18 protein-coding genes are annotated in these 15,951 nt (G+C 63.8%); 10 read left to right on the forward strand and 8 right to left on the reverse strand.

From position 1 onward, the window contains the following. Window positions 1-51 precede the first annotated feature (51 nt). A complete protein-coding gene (locus tag PXK07_RS14245) occupies window positions 52-1,374 on the reverse strand; it encodes a DEAD/DEAH box helicase (RefSeq protein ID WP_274848999.1) in 1,323 nt (440 codons plus the stop codon). Window positions 1,375-1,778: 404 nt separating this feature from the next. Between PXK07_RS14245 and PXK07_RS14250 the strand changes: the two genes are divergently transcribed. The 3 genes from PXK07_RS14250 (at window position 1,779) to eno (ending at window position 4,658) form a co-directional block, all read left to right on the forward strand. After that, window positions 1,779-2,195 carry a Fur family transcriptional regulator gene (locus PXK07_RS14250; protein ID WP_274849000.1) on the forward strand — a complete coding sequence of 139 codons (417 nt, stop codon included), beginning with the start codon at window positions 1,779-1,781 and terminating at the stop codon, window positions 2,193-2,195. 150 nt (window positions 2,196-2,345) lie between these two features. Further along, a complete protein-coding gene (locus PXK07_RS14255) occupies window positions 2,346-3,233 on the forward strand; it encodes a DMT family transporter (protein ID WP_274849001.1) in 888 nt (295 codons plus the stop codon). A 150-nt stretch (window positions 3,234-3,383) separates the two neighbouring features. Further along, a complete protein-coding gene (eno, locus tag PXK07_RS14260) occupies window positions 3,384-4,658 on the forward strand; it encodes a phosphopyruvate hydratase (RefSeq protein ID WP_274849002.1) in 1,275 nt (424 codons plus the stop codon). A 70-nt stretch (window positions 4,659-4,728) separates the two neighbouring features. Here eno and PXK07_RS14265 read toward each other — a convergent pair whose 3' ends face one another. The 5 genes from PXK07_RS14265 to mazG form a co-directional block, all read right to left on the reverse strand. Continuing rightward, window positions 4,729-4,977 (reverse strand): DUF2798 domain-containing protein, encoded by a 249-nt coding sequence (locus tag PXK07_RS14265; protein WP_274849003.1) that lies wholly within the window; start codon window positions 4,975-4,977, stop codon window positions 4,729-4,731. Between the two features lie 255 nt (window positions 4,978-5,232). After that, the gene (locus PXK07_RS14270; RefSeq protein WP_274849004.1) at window positions 5,233-5,508 is read right to left on the reverse strand and encodes a glycine zipper 2TM domain-containing protein; all 276 of its coding nucleotides are present in this window, start codon (window positions 5,506-5,508) and stop codon (window positions 5,233-5,235) included. A gap of 142 nt (window positions 5,509-5,650) precedes the next feature. After that, on the reverse strand, window positions 5,651-6,106 hold the full coding sequence (locus tag PXK07_RS14275; protein WP_274849005.1) for a GNAT family N-acetyltransferase: 456 nt from the start codon (window positions 6,104-6,106) through the stop codon (window positions 5,651-5,653). After that, complete coding sequence (locus tag PXK07_RS14280; RefSeq protein WP_274849006.1) at window positions 6,103-7,044, reverse strand: nucleoside hydrolase; 942 nt, start codon at window positions 7,042-7,044, stop codon at window positions 6,103-6,105. Before PXK07_RS14280 ends, PXK07_RS14275 begins: the two co-directional genes overlap by 4 nt. A 34-nt stretch (window positions 7,045-7,078) precedes the next feature. Then, window positions 7,079-7,903 carry a nucleoside triphosphate pyrophosphohydrolase gene (gene mazG, locus PXK07_RS14285; protein WP_274849007.1) on the reverse strand — a complete coding sequence of 275 codons (825 nt, stop codon included), beginning with the start codon at window positions 7,901-7,903 and terminating at the stop codon, window positions 7,079-7,081. Window positions 7,904-7,965: 62 nt separating this feature from the next. On the opposite strand from mazG, the gene PXK07_RS14290 reads away from it, so the two are divergent. From PXK07_RS14290 to PXK07_RS14305, 4 genes are all read left to right on the forward strand, one after another. Then, entirely contained in the window at window positions 7,966-9,141 is a 1,176-nt protein-coding gene (locus PXK07_RS14290) for a M20 aminoacylase family protein (protein WP_274849008.1), read from the forward strand. Window positions 9,142-9,222: 81 nt separating this feature from the next. Further along, window positions 9,223-10,194, forward strand: a complete 972-nt coding sequence (gene speB, locus PXK07_RS14295) for an agmatinase (RefSeq protein ID WP_274849009.1) — start codon at window positions 9,223-9,225, stop codon at window positions 10,192-10,194. 7 nt (window positions 10,195-10,201) lie between these two features. Further along, complete coding sequence (speB, locus tag PXK07_RS14300; RefSeq protein WP_274849010.1) at window positions 10,202-11,149, forward strand: agmatinase; 948 nt, start codon at window positions 10,202-10,204, stop codon at window positions 11,147-11,149. Window positions 11,150-11,216: 67 nt separating this feature from the next. Then, complete coding sequence (locus PXK07_RS14305) at window positions 11,217-11,654, forward strand: DUF1499 domain-containing protein (RefSeq protein ID WP_274849011.1); 438 nt, start codon at window positions 11,217-11,219, stop codon at window positions 11,652-11,654. A 117-nt stretch (window positions 11,655-11,771) separates the two neighbouring features. Here PXK07_RS14305 and PXK07_RS14310 read toward each other — a convergent pair whose 3' ends face one another. Next, window positions 11,772-12,089, reverse strand: a complete 318-nt coding sequence (locus PXK07_RS14310) for a hypothetical protein (RefSeq protein ID WP_274849012.1) — start codon at window positions 12,087-12,089, stop codon at window positions 11,772-11,774. An 85-nt stretch (window positions 12,090-12,174) separates the two neighbouring features. Here PXK07_RS14310 and prfA point away from each other — a divergent pair, with 85 nt between their 5' ends. The 3 genes from prfA (at window position 12,175) to PXK07_RS14325 (ending at window position 14,996) form a co-directional block, all read left to right on the forward strand. Then, the gene (gene prfA / locus PXK07_RS14315; RefSeq protein WP_274849013.1) at window positions 12,175-13,230 is read left to right on the forward strand and encodes a peptide chain release factor 1; all 1,056 of its coding nucleotides are present in this window, start codon (window positions 12,175-12,177) and stop codon (window positions 13,228-13,230) included. Between the two features lie 34 nt (window positions 13,231-13,264). After that, on the forward strand, window positions 13,265-14,080 hold the full coding sequence (prmC, locus tag PXK07_RS14320) for a peptide chain release factor N(5)-glutamine methyltransferase (protein WP_274849043.1): 816 nt from the start codon (window positions 13,265-13,267) through the stop codon (window positions 14,078-14,080). Window positions 14,081-14,303: 223 nt separating this feature from the next. Beyond that, the gene (locus PXK07_RS14325) at window positions 14,304-14,996 is read left to right on the forward strand and encodes a DUF4167 domain-containing protein (RefSeq protein ID WP_274849014.1); all 693 of its coding nucleotides are present in this window, start codon (window positions 14,304-14,306) and stop codon (window positions 14,994-14,996) included. A 75-nt stretch (window positions 14,997-15,071) separates the two neighbouring features. Here PXK07_RS14325 and rsmA read toward each other — a convergent pair whose 3' ends face one another. Beyond that, window positions 15,072-15,917: a 16S rRNA (adenine(1518)-N(6)/adenine(1519)-N(6))-dimethyltransferase RsmA gene (gene rsmA / locus PXK07_RS14330; protein WP_274849015.1), complete on the reverse strand. Its 846-nt coding sequence runs from the start codon at window positions 15,915-15,917 to the stop codon at window positions 15,072-15,074. Window positions 15,918-15,951 lie beyond the last annotated feature (34 nt).

Consider the following 15,951-nt stretch of genomic DNA (forward strand, 5'->3'; position numbering starts at 1 on the left):
AAAAGCCGCTGCGCGGGGCGCAGCGGCTTTCATGAGGACTGGGGTGTCCGATCAGCTCGAGCGGCGGCGCTGTCCGCCACCCTGATGTCCGCCCTGGCCACCACCCTGGCCACCACCCTGGCCCTTGCCACGACCTCCGCCGCCGCCCCGGCGCCGCCGGTTGCCACCGGGGCGTCCGCCTGGTTTGCCACCGCCGCCGGGACCGCCACGACGGCCCTTGGGAGCGTCGGGGTCGGGCAGCACTTCCCAGGGGCGGCCAGAGGCCACCGGGATGGTGATCTTCATGGTCTTCTGGATCGCCTTCAGCTCTTCCATTTCATCGGGGGCACAAAAGGCCACCGCCTGACCATCTTTGCCCGCCCGCGCGGTGCGGCCGATCCGGTGCACATAGGCATCCGGCACATTGGGCAGTTCGTAGTTGTAGACGTATTTCACGTCCGGGATATCCAGGCCGCGCGCCGCCACATCGGTGGCGACCAGCACCTTCACATCACCGGATTTGAAGGCGGCAAGCGCACGTTCGCGCTGCCCCTGGCTCTTGTTGCCATGGATCGCGGCGGCGGCAAAACCGGCCTTTTCCAGCACCCGCATCAGCTTTTCCATGCCGTATTTCGTGCGGCCAAAGACCAGCGTGCGCTCGTCCTTGTGTTCGGCCAGCAGCTCCTTCAGCAGGTTCAGCTTTTCCGCCTTGGCGATGAAATGCACCGATTGCGTCACCTTGGCGGCGGGTTTGCCCGGAGGGGTCACCTCGATGCGCACAGGGCGCTTGAGGTAGGAGTTGGCGATCTCGTTCATCTGCTTCGGCATGGTGGCCGAGAACAGCATGGTCTGGCGCTCTTCGGGCAGAAGGGTCGAGATCTTGCGCAGGGCATGGATAAAGCCAAGGTCCAGCATCTGGTCGGCCTCGTCCAGCACCAGGAAATCGCAGGAGCCAAGGTCCAGCGCGTCGCGGTCCAGGATATCAAGCAGGCGGCCGGGGGTGGCCACCAGGATATCGGTGCCGCGGGCGATGCGCTGGATCTGCGGGTTGATCGACACGCCGCCGACCACCAGGCCCACCTTCATCGGGGTGCCCTCGGTCAGGTCCTTCAAGGTGGCGGCGATCTGGTTGGCCAGCTCGCGCGTGGGCGCCAGTACAAGGCCGCGCACGGTCTTGGCGGCGGGTTTGCGGCCATAGTCCTGCATGCGGGTGACCAGCGGAATGCCGAAAGCGGCGGTCTTGCCGGTGCCGGTCTGCGCCAGGCCCAGCACGTCTTCGCCATTGAGCGCATGGGGAATGGCGCGCGCCTGGATCGGGGTCGGATCCTTCAGACCCATTGCATCGAGGCGGGAAAGAAGCTGGTCGGGCAGCCCCATGGTGGAGAATTCAGTCAATTGTCGTCCTTTCGCGGCCCCTGCGACATGCAAAGAGCCGGTGCCGCGCCCCCGGATACGGTCCGGGCGCGGAAATGGTGGGGCAGGGACCTCGGGCGGGGGCTGGCCGGATGCCAGGCCGCTGGCCTCTGCAAACGCCCCACGCGTGATTTTGGGAACTCGGGGCATATCACTAGACGCCGGGATCATTCGCAGCTCAGGTGCGACCGGGCCGTCTCTGCTCACGCGGCAGGGAGGGATGCCTTGAGAGCCACATGGGACCGCGGGCGGGAAATGTCAATGGCACGAGCGGGCACGAGAGGGCGCGTTGCAGGGAAGTTGCAGGGAAAAGGCGGGCGAATTGTCGGTTTTCGCGCCTGGGTTCCTTCGTTAAACAGGGGAGCCAGAAACTGGAGAGGACCGCGATGCCAGAATCGATTATCGCCCGCTGCGAGGCCAAGGGCCTGCGCATGACCGGCCAGCGCCGCGTGATCGCGCGTGCGCTTGAGGACAGCGATGATCATCCGGATGTGGAAGAGCTATATGCCCGTGCCAGCGCGCTGGATGCGGGGATCTCTCTGGCGACGGTCTATCGCACGGTTAAGCTGTTCGAGGAAGCCGGCATTCTGGAGCGGCTGGAATTCGGCGATGGGCGCGCCCGCTACGAGGATGCCGACCGCGAGCATCATGACCACCTCATCGATATCAACTCGGGCGAGGTGATCGAATTCTGCGACCCCGAAATCGAGGCGCTGCAGGAAAAGATCGCCGCCAAGCTGGGCTATCAGCTCAAAGGGCACAAGCTGGAGCTTTACGGCGTGCCGATCAAGAAAGAGAGCTGAGCGCAGGGCATCCATCAGCCTGCGTGATGATTAACATCACAACTTGTGCGCTTCCCATATCGCGGAATCGCTTGCCGAGCCGGTTCACTCTGGGCATGCCCGGTGAAACCTCGTGCAGGCGACGGGGTCTGTCCGGCAGGAGGCGCGCTCATGAACAACGTCAACGGCATTCTTTTGGTGATCGGCGCCATGGCGGCCTTCACCCTGGAGGACATGTTCATCAAGTCCCTGTCCGAGCAACTGCCGGTGGGGCAGATCCTGATCTTTCTGGGGATTGGCAGCGGGTCGGTCTTTGCGGTGCTGGCGAAGTGGCAGGGGCACCGGATCCTGGCTGCGCGCGCCTGGCGGCGGCTGCCGATGCTGCGTGCCCTTACCGAAGCGGTGGCGGCGGTCAGCTTTGCCACCTCGCTGGCGCTGGTGGATATCTCGGTGGTGGCGGCGGTGTTCCAGGCCACCCCACTGGTGATCACCATGGGGGCGGCGCTGTTTCTGGGCGAACAGGTCGGCTGGCGGCGCTGGAGCGCTATCCTGACAGGGTTTGCCGGGGTTCTGATGATCATCCGTCCGGGCCTTGCGGGGTTTGAACCGGCGGCACTTTTGGTGCTGGTCTCTGTCGTGACCGTGGCCGGGCGGGACCTTCTGACACGGGTGATGGACAGTGCGGTGCCCTCCACTGTGGTCAGCTTTCAGGCCTTTGCCGCGGTGATTCCGGCGGGGGCGCTGTTGCTGCTGCTGACGCCAGGGGAGGCGCGCATGCTGGCGGGCCAGGAAGGGCTGATGATGCTGGGCGGGGTGGTCTTCGGCGTGCTGGGTTACTACGGGATCGTCACCGCCATGCGGATCGGCGATGCTTCGGCGGTGACCCCGTTCCGGTATTCGCGGCTGGTTTTCTCGATCCTTGTCGGCGTCATCATCTTCAACGAACGCCCCGATGCCATGACCCTGGCCGGGGCCGGGCTGATCATCGCGTCGGGGCTTTATACCTATCTGCGCGAGCGGCGCCTGGCCCGCGCTGGCGCATCCAGCCCCCAGGCCTGAGCGCCAGAGCCGGAAACTGTTGGCGCAAACAGCGAATTGTTAGCCCTAAAGGGGCGAAATAGCGCACGTTAGCGATAACGAGACCGGTTTACAATCGGCGCGCGGCTGCTATGACGCTGGCAACCAATTGCCACAGTCAGGAACCGACCGATGAGCACCATTATCGACATTCACGCCCGCGAAATCCTCGATAGCCGGGGCAACCCGACCGTCGAGGTCGACGTTGTTCTGGAAGACGGCACCATGGGCCGCGCCGCCGTGCCCTCGGGGGCCTCTACCGGCGCCTATGAGGCGGTGGAAAAGCGTGACGGTGACACATCCCGCTACATGGGCAAGGGCGTGCTGGAAGCTGTCGCCGCCGTCAACGGTGAGATCGCCGAAGAGCTGGTCGGCTTTGACGCGACCGAGCAGGTCGCCATCGATTCTGCCATGATCGAGCTGGACGGCACCGACAACAAGGGCCGTCTGGGCGCAAACGCCATCCTGGGCGTGTCGCTGGCCGTGGCCAAGGCCGCAGCCGATTTCACCACCCAGCCGCTGTTCCGCTACGTGGGCGGCACCTCGGCGCGGGTTCTGCCGGTTCCGATGATGAACATCATCAACGGCGGCGAACATGCGGATAACCCGATCGACATCCAGGAATTCATGATCATGCCGGTGTCAGCGGAGAACATCCGCGACGCCGTGCGCATGGGCGCCGAGGTGTTCCACACCCTGAAGAAAGAGCTGTCGGCTGCGGGTCTTTCCACCGGGATCGGTGACGAGGGCGGCTTTGCCCCCAATATCGGATCTTCGCGCGAGGCGCTGGACTTCATCCTGAAGTCGGTCGAAAAGGCAGGCTACCGCCCCGGTGAGGACATCTACCTGGCGCTCGATTGTGCCGCGACCGAATACTTCAAGGACGGAAAATACGTGCTGTCCGGTGAGGGCAAGACCCTGACCTCGGAAGAGAACGTCGACTACCTGGCGGCGCTGGTTGCGGATTACCCGATCATCTCGATCGAGGATGGCATGTCCGAGGATGACTGGGACGGCTGGAAACTCTTGACCGACAAGATCGGCGACAAGGTGCAGCTGGTGGGCGACGACCTCTTCGTGACCAACCCGGCGCGTCTGGCCGATGGTATTTCCCGCGGCGTTGCGAACTCCATGCTGGTGAAGGTGAACCAGATCGGCTCGCTCACTGAAACCCTGCGTGCCGTCGATATGGCGCATCGCGCCCGCTACACCAACGTGATGTCGCACCGCTCGGGCGAGACCGAGGATGCCACCATTGCCGATCTCGCGGTTGCCACCAACTGCGGCCAGATCAAGACCGGCTCCTTGGCGCGCTCGGACCGGCTCGCGAAATACAACCAGCTCATTCGCATCGAAGAGGTGCTGGGCGAAGTGGCCGAATATGCAGGCCGTTCGATCCTGAAGTAAGATCGGTCACATAGATCCCTCAGAAGGCCCCGGCGATATCACCGGGGCCTTTTGCGTTTCCATGCAGGCTTCATCCGGCGTCACGTGACGGCATCAGGATGCGGATCAGTCGGCTGGCAAGGAAAAAGCCGATGGGACCCACAGCCAGGGACAGCACAAAGGCAATCGGCATGGCGATCACGAACCGCTGCAGCCAAAGGCTGACCCATCCGGGGGCAAATCCCGTGGGAATACCCGTGAAGATCCCGGTCATCAGGAAGGCCATGATCAGGGCAATGAAGAACTGGGCCAATAGGACCGTTGCTTTGGTATGAGGCATGAGACGCACTCCGTTCGCGATAGGCATGACAGGGGTGTGTGCGTTCAGGTCAGAGTTCACCACAGCACCCCGATGGGGTTGCTGTGGGTTCGGGCGGCAAAGGCTGCTCCGACTAACTCTTGCAGGGCAGCCTCACCGATGTGCGAAGATGTCCCCTGCAAGGGCCGGGATAACCGTACCGGCCTTGCGTTTTCCAGCTGGGTCCTGGCTAGCCCGTGGCGGCGCGCCGGTCAAGGAGATGCGGCAAAAGCGGGCCTAGGGGCAGGGCGCCTGATAGAAGGTGCCATTGCCGCGGGCATAGGCGCAGGCCCTGCTGTTGTGGTTCTGGGCAACCACGGTGCCTGCCGCGGCCCCCGCCAAAGCCGCGACAATGCGCCAGTTCTTGTTGGCATGCAGGGCATCGGCGGCGATCAGACCGGCAGCGGCCCCGCCGGTGATGGCGACAACCTTGCGCTGATTGCTGGTCAAGCCATCGCAGCCTGCCAAGGCCAGAAGCGCAGCAGTGGCGCTGGCGATGATCTTGGTCTTCATTCGTGCACTCCTTGGTCGGTGGTCTGGCGGGGAGTATCGCAGCGCTTTCAACAGCCTGATCTGTTCTGGATCAAAGGGATGAAAAAATAATCATCGAGCCAGGTGAGTGCGGAGTGCAAAGGCCCTATCGTGTCGCTGCGTCTCAGGATGTGAGGATCTTGCTCATCAGCATGAAACGCTCGCGGGGCGCAAAGCGGGCCCGCGCATAAAGCCGCTGGGCGGCCTCGTTTTCCCGGTCGACCTCAAGGTGCAGCGCGGTGATCCCGGCTTCGGCCAGGGTTTTCGGGAGTTCGGTCAGCACTTCCGTGGCGATGCCACGCCCGCGCACGGCGGGGCGGATGTAGATCTCATCCACAAAGCCGTCCATGCCGCCAAACTCCACCGACCAGCTGAAGGTCACCACGATATAGCCGATGGGCGCGCGGGTGGGGCCGATGATATAGACCGCGCCATAGGGGATCCCCTGCAAGAGCGGCGCAATGGCCGCCTCGCGCTGGGCTTCCGTGCTGTCGATCCCTGTCTCGCCGTGAAAGGCCGCCACCAGCGGCAGCAGCGTACCCAGGTGCTCGGGCTTGGCAAGGTGCAGCGCGGCGCTCATAGCCGGGCAAGCCGTTCGGTGATCAGCGCAAAGAACCCGTCCGCATCCACATCGCCCATGAACATGGCATTCGGCTCGCGGTCGGTGACACCCCACCAATCGGCCACGGTCATGCCAAGGGTCAGTTCCGACTGGGTTTCGATCTCCACGTTCACGTTGCGACCTGTGAACAGCTCGGGCTGCAACAGGTAGGCAATGACGCAGGGATCATGCAGTGGGCCGCCTTGGGAGCCGTATTTCGCCACATCGAAGCGTTCGAAGAAGTCGAGCATATCGGCGGTGAAATGGCCCGCGCGAGTGCCCAGGGCCCGGATCGCCTCGACACGGGGGCGGGTCGCCAGCGCCTTGTGGGTGACATCAAGCGGCATCACCACCAGCGGCACGCCCGAGGTAAAGACCACCTTGGCGGCCTCGGGATCTACGTAGATATTGAATTCGGCGGCCGGGGTCACATTGCCCACCTCGAAATAGGCGCCGCCCATCAGCACGATCTCCTTGATGCGCTTGACGATGTCGGGGGCTTTCTGAATGGCGCTGGCGATATTGGTGAGTGGTCCCAGCGGGCAAAGCGCCACCGACCCCGGCGCATGGCGGCGCAGGCTGTGGATGATGAAATCCACCGCATGGCCTTCGGTCAGTTGCAGTTTCGGCTCCCAGAGTTCCGGCCCATCAAGGCCGGTCTTGCCGTGCACATGTTCCGCCGTGACCAGCGGGCGCGAAAGCGGCGCCTTGCAGCCTGCGTGTATCGGCACATCGGCGCGGCCAGCCACCTCGCAGATCATGCGGGCGTTCTTCTGCGTCAGCTCCAGCGGCACATTGCCCGCCACGCAGGTGATGCCGAGGATATCCAGCTGGTCCGGGCTGGCCAGCGCCAAGAGCAGGGCAACGGCATCGTCCTGGCCGGGGTCGGTATCGATGATGATCTTGCGTGCAGTCATGAAAATGGCTTTCCCGTATCTATGTCAGTCGCACTCAGACAGTCTTGGCGCGCTGGGCTGCCTTTTCGGCATCCCATAGCGCGTCCATTTCTTCAAGGCTGCTGTCCTCGGGCCGCTTTCCCATGGTGGCAAGACGCGCTTCGACGCCTTCGAAACGGCGGATGAACTTGGCGTTGGCGCGGCGTAGCGCCGCCTCGGGTTCGACGCCCAGGTGGCGGCCGAGATTGGCCATGACGAACATCAGATCGCCAAATTCCTCCTCCACCGCGTCCTGGGTCAGGCTATCGCGCGCCTCCACCAGTTCGGCGGCTTCTTCCCTAATCTTGTCGATGACATGTGAGGCATCGGGCCAGTCGAACCCAACCCTTGCGGCGCGTTTTTGCAACTTGTAGGCCCGCAGCAGTGCCGGAAGGCCGACTGCGACGCCATCCAGGGTGCCTTTCTGTGCCTTTTCGGCCCGTTCTGCGGCCTTGATCGCCTCCCAGTCGCGGGTCTGCTGTTCGGGCGATTTGTCCCGCGACTCCTCGCCAAACACATGCGGGTGGCGGCTGACCATCTTGTTGGACATGGTGGTGACCACATCCTGAAAGGTGAAATGCCCGGCCTCCTCGGCCATCTGCGCGTGGAACACGGACTGGAACAGAAGATCGCCCAGCTCTCCCTTCAATTCATCCCAGGCGTCACGCTCGATCGCATCGGCGACCTCATAGGCTTCCTCGATCGTGTAGGGCGCGATGGTGCTGAAATCCTGCGCAACATCCCAGGGGCAGCCCGTTTCGGGATCGCGCAAGGCGCGCATGATCTGCAAAAGCCGTTCAATACCGGCGGTTTCGTCGTGGATGAGGTCTGTTTCGGCCATTGCAGCTGCCCATTGATCGGTGTCACATGCATCATCCCGAGTCTGACCAAGGAGTCCACCCCATGCCGGTCGTCAACCGTATCGCCGATTTTGCCCCCGAGATGACCGCATGGCGCCGCCATCTGCACCAGATCCCGGAACTGGCGCTGGACCTGCCGAAGACCGCCGCCTTCGTGGCCGAGCGACTGCGTGAGTTCGGCGTGGACGAGCTGCACGAAGGCATCGCTGAGACCGGCATGGTGGCGATCATCAACGGGCAGGGATACGATGCACCGGGGGCAAAGACCATCGGCCTGCGCGCCGATATGGACGCGCTGCCGATCCCCGAGGAAACCGGCGTCGAATATGTCTCCGGCCATGCGGGCAACATGCATGCCTGCGGTCACGACGGGCATACCACCATGCTCTTGGGCGCGGCGAAATACCTGGCGGAGACGCGCAATTTCTCTGGCCGCGTTGCGCTGATCTTCCAGCCCGCGGAAGAGGCCATCGGCGGCGCCCGCATCATGGTCGAGGAAGGCATCATGGAGCGGTTCGACATCAACGAGGTCTACGCGCTCCATAATGCGCCGGGTCTGCCCGTGGGCGCCTTCCTGACCACGCCCGGGCCGATCATGGCGGCGGTCGATACCTTTCACGTCCATATCCAGGGGCAGGGTGGCCACGGTGCCATGCCGCATGAGACCCGCGATCCGGTGATGGCGGCCTGCGGCATTGCCCAGGCGATCCAGACCATCGTCAGCCGCAACCACTATGCGCTGCAGGATCTGGTGGTCTCGGTGACCCAGATCCACACCGGCACCGTGGACAACGTGATCCCGGATACCGCCTATATCAACGGCACCGTGCGCACATTCGACCCTGAGGTACAGAAGATGGTGATGCGCCGCATGGAGGAAATCGTCGCAGGCCAGGCGGCCAGCTACGGCGTTGAAGCACGGTTGGATTACGAGGTGGGTTATCCCGCCACCATCAACGAGCCCGCCAAGACCGGTTTTGCCGCCGAGGTTGCCCGCGAAATCTCCGGTGAGGGCGCCGTGGAGGCCGAAGGCGGGCGCGAAATGGGCGCCGAGGACTTCTCTTACATGCTGGAGGCGCGCCCCGGCGCCTACCTGTTCCTCGGCCAGGGCGATACTGCCGGGCTGCACCATCCGAAATATGATTTCAACGACGAGATCGCCCCCATCGGCGCCTCTTTCTTTGCCCGTCTGGTGGAGCGCGCGCAGCCGGTCGGCTGATATCGGCGGGAAGTGGTGACAAGGGCCGATCAGTCGGGTATTCCCGGCTGAAACAGGGTTAACAACAGCAGAGCAGGCCCGATGGCACTAGAAGACGCAAAGACCCAGGTGGATCAGGCCTTCACCCGCGAAGACCTGAAGGGCCTCAGTTTCGAGAACACATTCGGCGGCGCGCCCTCCTTTGCCCGCCGCCGCTACACCAAGGATCTGAGCGGTGCTGACATTGCCGTGACCGGCGTGCCCTTCGATCAGGCGGTGACCAACCGCCCCGGCACCCGCCTTGGCCCGCGCGCCATCCGGGAGGCGAGCCTGCTGCAAAGCCCCGATGCGCCCTATGGCTGGGGCTATTGTCCGCTTAGCGAGCTGGCCATCGCCGATTATGGCGATCTCGCCTTCGATTACGCCAATGTGCCGGCCTTTCCGGATACCCTGACGGCTCATATCAAGGGCATTCTGGACAGCGATACCGCCTCGGTCGCCCTGGGCGGCGATCACTACATCAGCTTTCCGATCCTGCGCGCCTATGCCGAGAAATACGGACCGATCTCGCTCCTCCATTTCGATGCCCATACCGACACCTGGGAGGATGACGATTTCACCCGGGTGGATCACGGCACCATGTTCTACAAGGCGGTGAAGTCCGGCATCGTGGATCCCAAGACTTCGGTGCAGGTGGGCATCCGCACCACCAATGAGGACACGCTGGGCGTCAATATCATCGACGCCCCCACCGTGCATGAGATCGGCCCGGCAGAGACCGCGCGCCGTATCAAGGAGATCCTGGGCGATCGCCCCACCTACCTGACCTTTGACATCGACTGCCTGGATCCCGCCTATGCGCCGGGCACCGGCACGCCGGTCTGGGGTGGGCTGACTTCGGCGCAAGCGGCGCGGATCCTGCGCGACATCGCCGGGATCAACATCAAGGGCGGCGATGTGGTGGAGGTCTCGCCTCCGTTCGACACCACAGGCGCCACGGCGATTGCGGGCGCTCATGTGGCGATGGAAATCATCTGCCTTCTGGGCTGGAACATGACAAATAAGAGTGGCTGAGCAGAGAATGTCTGAGTTCAATCAACCGATCAGTGGCAACGATCTGGCGCGGTTCTCCGGGCCCAACACCTATATGCGCCTGCCGCAGGCGACCTCGCTGGCTGGCCTCGATGTGGCGGTGCTGGGCATTCCGATGGATATCGGCACCTCCTGGCGGTCGGGCACCCGGTTCGGCCCCAAGCAGATCCGTGCCGAAAGCGCCATGCTGCGGCCCTATAACATGGCCACCGGAGCGGCGCCCTTTGACAGTTTGAACATCGCCGATATCGGCGATCTGGCGATCAACACCTTCTCGCTCAAGGATTCGCTGCGCATCATCCAGGACAGCTATGCGGCCATCCTGGGGGGCTCGGCCATTCCGGTCGCCATGGGCGGCGATCATTCGATCACCCTGCCGATCCTGCGGGCGATTGCTGCAAAATACGGCCCCGTGGCGCTGGTGCATGTGGATGCCCATGCCGACGTCAATGACGAGATGTTCGGGGAAAAGGAAACCCATGGCACCGTCTTCCGCCGCGCCTATGAGGAAGGGCTGATCGTTCCTGACAAGACCTATCAGATCGGCATTCGTGGCACCGGCTATTCGGCGCAGGATTTTGCCGAGGCGCAGTCCTGGGGGTTCCAGCACTTCCCGGCGCAGGAACTCTGGGGGCGGCAGCTCCATAACATGGGTGCGGAAATACGTCGCGATATCGGCAATAGGCCGGTCTATGTGACCTATGATATCGATAGTCTTGACCCGGCCTATGCGCCGGGCACCGGCACGCCCGAAATCGGCGGGCTGACGACACCGCAGGCGCTGGAGCTGATCCGCGCCCTGAAAGGGCTCAATATCGTGGGCTGTGACCTGGTTGAGGTGTCGCCGCCCTATGACCCTTCGGGCAACACGGCTTTGACGGCGGCGAACCTGCTCTACGAGCTGATCTGTGTCTTGCCGGGTGTGACGACGAAATAGGCAGGCGGAGCGCACCCGGGATCCCGGTGGCCTTCGCGGGCAGGGGATGGCGGGGACTGGACAGTACATGGGACGGGTGATGATGTTGGGCTGGATTGCATTGGCGGTCGTCGTGGTGGTCTTGGGCTTTATCCGCCTGGCACCCTCTGATCCCCTGGACTGGAACACCCAACCGGAGCTCTCCGAGGACAAGGAGTTCCGTGGCGGCGTCTTCCGGGTGGTGCGCACCGGGCCGGATGGGCTGGAGCGCTTCAACCGGATCGTCGGCCAGGCGCCGCGCACCAAGCTGTTGGCCGGCTCGGTCGAGGACCAGATGGCCACCTATGTGACCCGCACCAAGCTGTTCGGCTTTCCCGATTACACCACGGCGCGCCAGGATGGCGAATTGCTGAAGGTCTATGCGCGGCTGCGCTTTGGCCGTTCGGATCTGGGCACCAACAAGGCGCGGATCGATGGCTGGCTGGCCCAGATGGACATGCAGGACAGTGCGAGTGCGTCGAACTGATGTGATATGGGCAGGCGGGTGCTCCCGCCCGTCGCAGGTGCATGGGGCATGCACCGCTCCCGTTGGGCCGGGCGCCGCGCTGACGCGCGGCGCGGATGGCGCCTGATCGGATGGCGGCTAGAGCCGGGGAAGCGAGGCGGGCAGGACGGAAAGCGGCGCTGCCGGAGCCGTCTCTTCCAAGCTGGCCGAGGGGCAATCGGCGCGCACCTCGCGCCACATCGGCACATTGAGCGACATCTGGCATTGCGCCATGAAGCTGCGCCCGTCGACGAAGAGACAGCGGAACTCCCCCAATTCGACCCGGGCGCCGGACTTATCCGTGCAATAGCAGTCAATCGTCTTGCCGCCCGGCCCGATGACATCGGACCAGACCGGACCGCCAAACAGGGCGCTGCAGATCACCGCAGATAGAAGAACAGATCTGGCATATTGCATGGCCCTAGAATATCACAAGGCGCGGCCCGGACCAAAACATCCGTGTCGGCGATCAGATACGAGCGAAACAAGATAGGCCTTCCCAATGGTACCCGAAGATCGGCTGGAGCAGATCCTGCAACGGTTCCAATACCTTGAAGCCGCAATGGCGGATGGCGCCAGCGGCGGGGACATTGCGGCGCTGGCCAAGGAATACTCCGAGCTGAAACCCGTGGCCGAGCAGGTTGTTGCCTATCGCAAGCTCCTGTCCGACATGGAGGAGGCCGAGGCGATGCTGTCGGACCCCGACATGAAGGAACTGGCCGAGGAAGAGCTGCCCGCCCTGAAGGCGGCGCTGCCCGAGGCAGAGCATGACTTGCAGCTGTCGCTCTTGCCCAAGGACAAGGCCGATGCGCGCCCGGCGATCCTGGAAATCCGTCCGGGCACCGGCGGCGATGAGGCAGCCCTGTTCGCAGGCGACCTTCTGCGCATGTACCAGCGCTATGCCGAGGCACGTGGCTGGAAGTTCGAGATCCTGGAAGAACAGGCCAGCGAACTTGGCGGCATCAAGGAAGTCACCGTCCATATCAAGGGCGATAACGTCTTTGCCCGCCTGAAATACGAATCCGGCGTGCACCGGGTGCAGCGGGTGCCCGTGACCGAATCCGGTGGCCGCATCCATACCTCGGCCGCGACCGTGGCAGTCCTGCCCGAGGCAGAGGACGTGGATATCACCATCGATCCCAACGACCTGCGCATCGACACCATGCGATCCTCGGGCGCGGGCGGGCAGCACGTCAACACCACCGATTCCGCGGTGCGGATCACCCACCTGCCCACGGGCACCGTGGTGACCAGTTCCGAGAAATCCCAGCATCGCAACCGGGAGATCGCCATGCAGGTGCTGCGCACCCGGCTTTACGATCTGGAGCGCCAGCGGATCGACAGCGAACGCTCGGCCAGCCGGGCAAGCCAGGTAGGGTCGGGCGACCGGTCTGAACGGATCCGCACCTATAACTTTCCGCAAGGACGCATGTCCGATCACCGCATTAACCTGACGCTTTATAAGCTGGATCAGATCATGCAGGGCGACCTGGATGAGATCATCGATGCGCTGACAGCAGACGATCAGGCCCGCATGCTGGCCGAGATGGGCCAATAGGGTGGAGCTGTCAGGCGAAACCGCAGCGCAGGCCATGGCGGCGGCGGCGGCACGGCTGCGCGCCGCGGGCGTGCCGGATCCGGCCCGGGATGCACGGGTGCTTCTGGCCCATGCGGCCAAGATCGAAGCCAGTCGGGTCACCCTGATTGCCCCGGAAGAGCTGTCGGCTGAGGTGGCAGATCGCTACGAACAGCTGATCGCGCTGCGCTGTATCCGGGTTCCGGTGTCGCATCTGATCGGCGAGCGAGAGTTTTACGGGCGCCGTTTCAAGGTGTCCGGTGATGTCCTCGATCCGCGCCCCGAAACCGAGACCCTGATAGAGGCGGCCCTGTCGCGCCCCTATCAGCGTGTTCTGGATCTGGGCACCGGCTCGGGCTGTATCCTGGTGACGCTTCTGGCGGAACGGCCCGAGGCCACGGGCCTGGGCGTGGATCTGAGCGAGGCCGCCTGCCTGCAGGCCAGCGCCAATGCGGTTTTGCACGGGGTTGCGGAGCGCGCCGATATCCGCCAGTCGGACTGGCTAACCACAGTAAGCGGCAGCTTTGACCTGATCGTTTCCAACCCGCCCTATATCGCGGTGGCGGAAATGGCGGACCTTGCGCCAGAGGTGCGCAGCCATGAGCCCGAGATGGCGCTGACCGATGGCGGAGATGGTCTTGGCGCCTATCGCAGCATCCTGTCGGATGTGATGCAGCATCTTGTGGTCGGCGGGCGGCTGATGGTCGAAATCGGCCCGATCCAGGGGGCTGCGGTTGCTGATCTTTTCAACGCAGCAGGGCTTGAGGCCGTGCAAATCCTGCCGGATCTGGACGGGCGCGACCGGGTTGTCTGCGGCATTCGGCCGGAATAACTGGGGCAGAACCGAAAAAATTCGGACTTTAGAAAGAAAAAGAGGCGAAAATCGCCCGGTGCCCCTTGTATGGGGGCGCGGAAAATGGTTACTCAAACTGTCGCTTGCGGAGTGAGGCGCTCGTGCCTCCCGGCGACATCAAGCCCAAATTGTCGATGACCCGGCGCAAAGCTTGCGCACAAAGGGGGCTACGACGCATTAAATCAAGGCTGACGTTAGGCATATGAGATCGTCAAAATCACGTTCGCGCTCCAAGTCGAACCGGAATCGTCCTGCAAATGGCGCCAATGTTGTCAATCGTGTGTTTGACAGCTCCGGCCCCGAAGGCAAGGTGCGCGGTACGCCGCAGCAGATCATCGACAAATACAACCAGCTGGCGCGCGATGCCCAGTTGAGCAATGACCGCGTTGCCACGGAAAACTTCCAGCAGCACGCCGAACATTACCTGCGCCTTCTCAATGAAGCACAGCGCGAAATCGAAGCGCGCCGCGAGGAGCAGGAGCGCCAGAACCGCGAACGCCAGGCCGAACGCGACCGCGAGCGCGCCGAACGGCTGGAACGCCAGGAGCGTGAGGCCGCGGCCAGGGCACAGGATCCCGCCGAGGCTCCGCAGCCCGATGTGATCGACCCGCGCGAAAGCGCAGCAGCGGATGCAGGCCACGATCAGGACAGCGGTCTGGTGGAAACACCCGAAAGCAAGGGGGGCGGAGATGACGCTGCTTCCAACAAACCGGCCCGCAAACCGCGCGCGCCCCGCAAACCCGCGGCCAAGAAGCCTGCGGATGGGGAGCAACCGGCTGAAGCTGCAGCGCCCGCTGCCGAAGACGGCGAGAAAAAGCCCGCCGCCAAGAAACCCGCACGCAGCCGGGCCAAGCCCAAGCCGAAACCGGAAGACACGGCAGAGGCGGCTGAATAAGCGCAGCTCGGAAGCGAGATGAATACCCCCGGTCGCCCTGATGGGCGCCGGGTTTTATTTATTGAGACACCCGGGTCAAACCAGCGGTTTCAGGCTGCGGGCTAGGGCGCAGAAGGCCTCAAGACTGACCTGTTCGGCGCGTTCAGTCGGGGCGATGCCCGCGGCAACCAGGTGTTCCTCGATATCGGGAGAGACCCCCTTGAGGCTGGCGCGCAGCATCTTGCGCCGCTGGTTGAAGGCGGCGGCCACAACCCGCGACAGCACCGCGGCATCCGCAGGAAAACGGGGCTCGGCCAGCGCATCAAGATGCACCACGGCGCTGCTGACCTTGGGCGGCGGGGTAAAGGCGCCGGGCGGCAGCGCCAGCACGATCCGCGCATCGGCCCGCCACTGCGCCAGGATCGCCAGGCGGCCATAGGCCTTGGAGCCGGGCTGGGCCACGATGCGTTCGGCGACCTCGCGCTGGAACATCAGCGTGAGGCTTTGCCAGAAGGGCGGCCAGGCTTTCGGTGTCAGCCAGCGCACCAAGAGTTCGGTGCCCACGTTATAAGGCAGGTTCGCCACCACCCGCACCGGCGGCGTCAGGTATTCCAGCGGGTCGATCTCCAGCGCGTCGCCATTGATCACCTGCAGACGGTCCGGATAGGCCTGGGCGATCTCGGCCAAGACAGGCAGGCAGCGGCTGTCTTTCTCCACCGCCAGCACCCGGCGCGCGCCTTCAGCCAGAAGACCACGGGTGAGGCCACCGGGGCCGGGGCCGATCTCAAGCACGTCGCAGCCCGTCAGATCCCCGGCCTGTCGCGCGATCTTGGCGGTGAGGTTCAAATCCAACAGGAAGTTCTGGCCCAGCGATTTGCGGGCGGATAACTGATGCGTCGCGATGACCTCGCGTAGGGGGGGCAGGGTGTCGATCTGGCTCATGTTCCCTCCTATGCGGCGAAAACCGGGAGGATGG

Source organism: Phaeobacter sp. QD34_24 (assembly GCF_028890115.1).
Lineage (GTDB): Bacteria > Pseudomonadota > Alphaproteobacteria > Rhodobacterales > Rhodobacteraceae > Phycobacter.